This is a genomic window from Sphingobacterium prati, assembly GCF_013167215.1.
In the GTDB taxonomy this organism is placed as follows: domain Bacteria; phylum Bacteroidota; class Bacteroidia; order Sphingobacteriales; family Sphingobacteriaceae; genus Sphingobacterium; species Sphingobacterium prati.
Genome location: NZ_JABJWY010000038.1, coordinates 955,085 through 961,627, shown reverse-complemented (window position 1 = coordinate 961,627; position 6,543 = coordinate 955,085). Strand labels below are relative to the sequence as shown.

Below are 6,543 nucleotides of genomic sequence, written 5' to 3'. Positions count from 1 at the left end.
GTTAATATATAGATGAAATTCTAAAAAGTGGTTCTTGGAAACTGGCATCGTAACAAGTAGGGCAAACGTTTTCCAAATAATTTGTAGCAAGCAGGGATAGAACCCTATTAGCTACGGCTTTTGATTCTGAAATTCTAAAATATAAAAAAATGTGCATGGTGGCTCTGAAAAAGTAATAGAAAAAAATTTACGGGGTAAAGCAGAGCCGTTCAATTGATATATCGCAAATTATCTCTCTTCGGTTCTAAAAACCCAAAAGCGTTGAAGCGTATAATTAAACCCTAAAGAGACAAGTAACTCGACAAGTAGCTTCGAAAACAAAAAATTAACATGATAAACATCCACCAAAAAGTGTATACCAGTAGATTTAAGCAGAATACTGCCGCTGACAACAATCACAAACTTCCATAACTGGCTACCAACAGAATTTTGAGTGCTGCCAAAAGACCAATACCGATTGATCAGAAAATTTACAACAGCGCCAAGGCTCCCGCTGATTGCATTGGAGAAAGGCGCGCTAATATGTAACAGTTTATAACAGGCAGAATATACACCAAAATCAAACAATCCGCCCAGAAAGGCGGACAGTTGTGCTTTTAGAAAAGTAACAATCTTTGAAGACATACTTACCCAGCTTCTTCTTGTTGTTTTTTCAATTTATCTTCCTTATCCTTCGCATCCCCCAATTTTAACAACAGACGTGTATCGTTTGCATTAATGATAAAAAGCAACAAGCAAATCACAAATACACACCAATTAATGGAACCGGGCATAAATACCTCCAATAACATCACCAGCGAAATAATCACACGAATTTCTGTTGGGCCCAATATACCAGCATCTATGGTGTATTTATCTGTAATTCTATACCGAAGCTGAGATATAATCATCGCCCATCCATATAAGGAGACCAACGTAAAGCCGAGATATTTAAAATCACCTGTCGTATAAAGGACATATCCCAATCCGATAAATACTGTACTAATCCAATCCATTACAATATCTAGTGCAAATCCATACCAACGACGTGATTTATTCCTATAAAACGCAATACGTCCATCCAATGAATCACCAAACCATTGTACAAAAAAACCAGGAATACCCAACAGTAAATAATGGATATCGACATATTCTGCTAGTAGAAAGCTCCCTAAAACCATCAGGGATCCAAAAAAACCGATCGCTGTAAGGCCATCAGAAGTAATCCAATTCGGAACCCGCGGCACTAGGTATGTAATCAACTTTTGTTCGGGTTCACTTAGGATATTCGTTCTTTTCCGATCTTGAAAAAGCTTTTTATTTATTTTAAACTCACTCATTATCTGTGATTATAACCATTTATTTTCTTTATACCAAGCCAATGCCTCCATTAAGCCCGCTCTCAAATTATATTTAGGTTGGTATTGTATCTGGCTTTGCGCCAATGAAATATCACAGCCCCAATTTTCTGCTGTAAGTTCATTCAATCGCTCTGGGTATAGTACAGGTATTGTTTTTGAATTTTTATATAGACGTTCAAAGATTACCGCCACTGCTTTCACAATTCCCAAGGGAATATGCATCCGGATCATTTTCTTCTGTGTGAACTCCCTGAAAATTTTGGCCATTTCATAACGATCATATATGTGCCCATCACTTAGATTATAGCTGTTTTTTCCGCCTTGATCAAAACGGCACGCATTCAAAATCGCTTGGACCAGGTCAGCCACATAAATAAAACTCAACTTTTGGGGCGATCTACCAACATAAGCATCCATTCCCCCGTTCATTGTCTTGAAAAGAATAAAAATATCTTTTTCTCTTGGACCATATACTGCGGTAGGCCTTAATATTGTTAATGGTTGATCATCAAAAGCCCGCAATGCGAGTTCCGCCTTCCTTTTGCTTCGACCATAGGTTGTCACTGGACAATAGGGATTACATTCCTTAATTAAATCCGAATGATAAGACACAGGACCTATGGCCGCCAAGCTACTAACAAAAACAAATCTACTGATTGGATTTTTCAGAGAAAAACAAGCGGACGCCAAATTCTTAGTATAGTCAACATTGACCTTTTCTAAATCTTCCTCACGCTTGGCACGCGTCATTGCTGCCGCATGTACGACGTAGGTATAATTTTCAGCCTCCAGCAACGCTTTGATAGACGCTTCATTAGTAAAATCAGGATAAACAAATTTATCCACAACAGAACGAATCTCCGAAACATCACTCGACTTCCTTACAGCAGCATGCACTTCCATCCCTGCTTCCTTAGCTGCTCTTGTCAAATGATAGCCTACAAAACCACTCGCTCCAGTGACCAATATTTTCTCTATCATAATGATTTTTGATACAAACGATAACGTTTGTACAATTCTCCATTCATTTGTTCAATAGCATGATTCATCATATAATTATGATCCAACATCCATGAACATTCAGCCCCCTTTATATTGGAACCTTTCGATTCTTTAATAATTCGGCCATACAAACAAGCTTCAATACCAAGCTTGCGATAATCCTCCAATACACCCAACATCAACACCCGTAGCAAATTGATTTTTTTCTTTCCGAACAACAGCTTAAAAATACCCGTAGGAAGTAAACGACCTTTCTTCACTTTGATAAGAATTTGGTTGATATCGGGAATACCTAAGCCAAAACCAACAAGTTCACCATCTTTCTCTGCGACAATGGCAAAACGTGGATCAAGGATCATTTTTAGATCTTTAGCCGTATAATTAAATTCTTCCTCCGTCATTGGAACAAATCCAGAGTTTTTATCCCAAGCTCTATTATAGATATCCCGAACCTTCGCAGCTTCGTTTTTAAAATCCTTTACATTAAATTGGCGAAGTGTGATCCCAGACCTCTTTAAGCGTTCCTCCAACCGATCCAATAGCATCACAGATCGCTTATCAGCAGTCTGCTCCATCACCAAATATGCCCGAAGATCTACCTTATGCCCATAACCGGCATTGGTAATCAAATCTATGTAATAAGGAAAATTGTAAGGCATCATCGCCACAGGAGGCCTATCGAATCCATCGACTAAAAGCCCAACTGTGTCATTGGTCGATAAGTTGATCGGCCCAACAATAGTATTTCCACCTTTTGCTTTTACCCATTTCTCAACAGTTTCAAACAATGTATTTGCGACCTCTTGATCGTCAATACAATCAAAAAAGCCCCATTGCCCTTCATTGACATGATTAAATGCATTATGATTGTTGTTCCAAATCGCGCAGATTCGGCCCACTATTTTTTCATCACGATAAGCTAGAAAAGGTTGTGCTTGAGAATGTTTATAGAAAGGATGCTTATTAGGAGAAAGCAGGTCTTCTTGTTCAAGAAATAAGGCTGGTACATAATTAGGATTTCCCGCATAGAGACTATGAGGGAAATCTATAAACAACCGTCTTTGTTTCTTTGTTTCAACGGGTACAATCTGAATCATATACGATTAGATTTTATATTAATGTTTCAACTTCAGCTTGTTTGAATACTTTAACCATCTTTTCGATTGCCTCGTCAATTTGGTCATAAGTATGTGTCGCCATCAATGAAAAACGAATTAGAGACTCCTCAGCAGGAACTGCCGGAGAAACAACTGGGTTAACAAATACGCCATCATCTTGCAGCATTTTAGTTACCCAGAAGGTTTTTTCATTGCTACGAATAAATATTGGCAAAATAGGACTTTCCGTAGCACCCAAATCAAAGCCATGATCTAATAATTGTGCTTTGGCATAATCGGTATTTTTCCATAGTTTTTCAATATGTTCTGGTTCATTCTGAATGATCTCCAATGCTTTCAATGTAGAAGCCACAGATGCTGGCGTCATCGAAGCGCTAAACATTACTGAACGTGCATTGTGTTTCAGAAAATCAATAACATCAGCATCACCTGCTACGAATCCACCTAAAGAAGCTAATGACTTACTGAACGTACCCATGATTAAATCTACATCGCTATTAAGGCCAAAATGTGATGCTGTACCAGCGCCCTTGTGCCCAATAACCCCCAAACTATGTGCATCATCCACCATTACAGCAGCATCAAACTCATTAGCAATTGCCGTAAGCTCCGGTAAGTTAACAATATCACCTTCCATACTAAAGATACCGTCTGTGCAAATTAGCTTCGCGCTTTCTTCTGGCAATCTAGCTAATTTGGCACGTAAATCTTCCATATTGTTGTGCGCGTATTTGATGACTTTTGCAAACGACAAACGACTTCCATCAATAATAGATGCATGATCACGCTCATCCAGCAAAATATAATCATTACGCCCCATCAGACAGGACAATGGTCCAAGATTTGATTGAAATCCGGTACTAAAAAGAATTGCAGCCTCTTTACCTACATAAGCAGATAATTTTTCTTCCAGTTCTACGTGAATATCCAACGTACCGTTTAAGAAACGCGATCCAGCACATCCAGTACCATACTTCTCCAAAGCATCTTGCGCTGCTTTTATAATACGTATATCAGTCGTTAACCCTAAATAAGAGTTAGAACCAAACATCAATACACGTCTACCATCGATTTTTACCTCGGTATCTTGCTTTGATTGAATCGGTCTAAAATAGGCATATAAGCCTTTAGCTTTTAACTCCTCTACAATCTTAAATTGCGATATTTTTTCGCCTAACTTTCCTTTACTCATGCGATAAAAAGGTATTTCTAAAACTATTTCTAACTTTTAGATGTTATTGTAACAAACAAAATTCTCGAATTGGACTTTTATATAAAAAACTCTGTCTTCGAATAAAAATCTGCTCTATCCACAATGTAAGTTGAAATTCTACGTTGTATATATTCACAATAATTCCAAAAAACGTTGCAAACATACGAAAACATAATCTGACTTTCACTTAAATTTAGTCATATTTTTAACACATCGCCCAAAACAGTTAATTTTATTTTAATACTCCGCTAACATCCTCCCCACACAATTCTACTATAAAATAAGACAATTTTAATAATTATATTTGCGAACTTTAAATTATCCTATAATTAGTTACATTTAGGTTCATTGCAATAGCAATGGTATAGACTTACTAATATACAACAATATATGGCTTTATCTTCAGATATCAATATAAAAAATAAAAAAGCTTCGTTTGAGTATCATCTACTAGACAAATACGTCGCCGGAATCCGGCTTTTAGGGACTGAAATAAAATCAATACGCGAGGGAAAAGCAAATATTAATGATAGTTTCTGCAGTTTCTTTGACGATGGACTTTACATTCGTAACATGCATATTGCGGAATATTCCATGGGTTCATTTTACAACCATGAAGCAAAACGCGACCGCCAGCTTCTGCTGACAAAGAGAGAATTGAAAAAACTAAAAGAAAAGGGCGAAGAGCGCGGGTTTACGATCGTTCCTTTGCGTATATTTATCAGTACTCGTGGTTTTGCAAAAGTTGAAATCGCTTTGGCACAGGGTAAAAAAGATTTCGATAAGCGCGAAAATATAAAGGAAAGGGATGTCAAACGCGAACTAGACCGCGTCATGAAATTTTAACTTTGCTATTGCGCCAGGACAAATGCTCCTGGCGTAACACCTACCCTATTTTTAAACAACCGAACAAAATAATTGACGTCATTGAACCCCGCGCCAAAGCAAGATTCCTTGACATTACGGGTTAAGAGTAACAACTGTTTTGCTTTATGTATACGCTGTTGTATCACATATTCCATTGGGCTTAGCCCCAATTCACGATTAAACATCCGAGTCAAACTTGCTTTGCTCATGTGAGCGGTCTTCTCAAGTAAATCTATGGATATTTTCTCGGTGATATTTCTACGAATAAACTCTTGTAGATGTATAAGCACTTTATTAGACGACTTCCCCACCTTCAATGCCATCAGCGATTGTGACTGCAACAATCGAATTGTAAGTTCCTTAAATGTCAAATCTGCCAAAGCATCTTTAAATGCATCCTCACTTATAATTATTTGAAATAATTTATTAACCAGTTCGGCCAGTTCGCTGGAATTGTAAAGATGAAAAAGCTCGGGATCAATATGCCAGCGGTCCAATTGTCCCTTTGGATAAAATTCATTTAAATAATCCAACACAGCATCTATCTTATCCTTGTGGATGGTTAAAGCTGTACACTGCGTAGGCTGTTCCCAAGTAGCTTCCGGAAAATCAATATGCATATCAACCATGGGCGGTAACACGATCATCTGTCCAGGTAGATAATCGAATGCTTTTATTTGTTCCAGATGCATAACTTTCTTTCCCTGAATCATATTGATCATCACTAAATCATCAAAACGCAAAGGCACATATTCAGAAACACGATAGGTTTCGAATATATTCAATTCTAGGCTATCCAATGTAAAAGCACGCCGGTTTTCTACCAACGTACTGAGTTCCCGTCCTTGAGAAAATGGTAATCTATGAATCAGTGTCCTATCCCTCATATTACATCAACTAATTATCCATTGGATATCAATCAAACTTAGATAAATTGCAGGTAAAAAGCAATTTATCGGCCTCTCCTCAGCCATTGCAAGTTTTATTGTTAAGGAAATATAAC

Annotated in this window: 7 protein-coding genes; 1 reads left to right on the top strand and 6 read right to left on the bottom strand. The window is 37.6% G+C overall.

Annotation, left to right across the window (positions count from 1 at the left end; translation table 11 throughout):
* Nucleotides 1-228: 228 nt before the first annotated feature.
* Genes HPC41_RS23170 through spt form a run of 5 tightly spaced genes read right to left on the bottom strand, consistent with a single transcriptional unit; the run spans nt 229 to nt 4,652 of the window.
* Nucleotides 229-624 (bottom strand): GtrA family protein, encoded by a 396-nt coding sequence (locus tag HPC41_RS23170; RefSeq protein WP_172396440.1) that lies wholly within the window; start codon nt 622-624, stop codon nt 229-231.
* A 2-nt stretch (nt 625-626) separates the two neighbouring features.
* Nucleotides 627-1,319: a CDP-alcohol phosphatidyltransferase family protein gene (locus tag HPC41_RS23165; RefSeq protein WP_172396439.1), complete on the bottom strand. Its 693-nt coding sequence runs from the start codon at nt 1,317-1,319 to the stop codon at nt 627-629.
* Nucleotides 1,320-1,328: 9 nt separating this feature from the next.
* Nucleotides 1,329-2,321: an NAD-dependent epimerase/dehydratase family protein gene (locus tag HPC41_RS23160; protein ID WP_172396438.1), complete on the bottom strand. Its 993-nt coding sequence runs from the start codon at nt 2,319-2,321 to the stop codon at nt 1,329-1,331.
* Nucleotides 2,318-3,439, bottom strand: a complete 1,122-nt coding sequence (locus HPC41_RS23155) for a hypothetical protein (protein ID WP_172396437.1) — start codon at nt 3,437-3,439, stop codon at nt 2,318-2,320. The genes HPC41_RS23160 and HPC41_RS23155 overlap by 4 nt, the downstream gene beginning before the upstream one ends.
* 13 nt (nt 3,440-3,452) lie before the next feature.
* A complete protein-coding gene (gene spt, locus HPC41_RS23150; RefSeq protein WP_172396436.1) occupies nt 3,453-4,652 on the bottom strand; it encodes a serine palmitoyltransferase in 1,200 nt (399 codons plus the stop codon).
* 411 nt (nt 4,653-5,063) lie between these two features.
* Between spt and smpB the strand changes: the two genes are divergently transcribed.
* Nucleotides 5,064-5,519, top strand: a complete 456-nt coding sequence (gene smpB, locus HPC41_RS23145; RefSeq protein ID WP_172396435.1) for an SsrA-binding protein SmpB — start codon at nt 5,064-5,066, stop codon at nt 5,517-5,519.
* 5 nt (nt 5,520-5,524) lie between these two features.
* Here the strand turns inward: smpB and HPC41_RS23140 are convergent, their stop codons facing one another.
* Nucleotides 5,525-6,427 (bottom strand): AraC family transcriptional regulator, encoded by a 903-nt coding sequence (locus tag HPC41_RS23140; protein ID WP_172396434.1) that lies wholly within the window; start codon nt 6,425-6,427, stop codon nt 5,525-5,527.
* Nucleotides 6,428-6,543 lie beyond the last annotated feature (116 nt).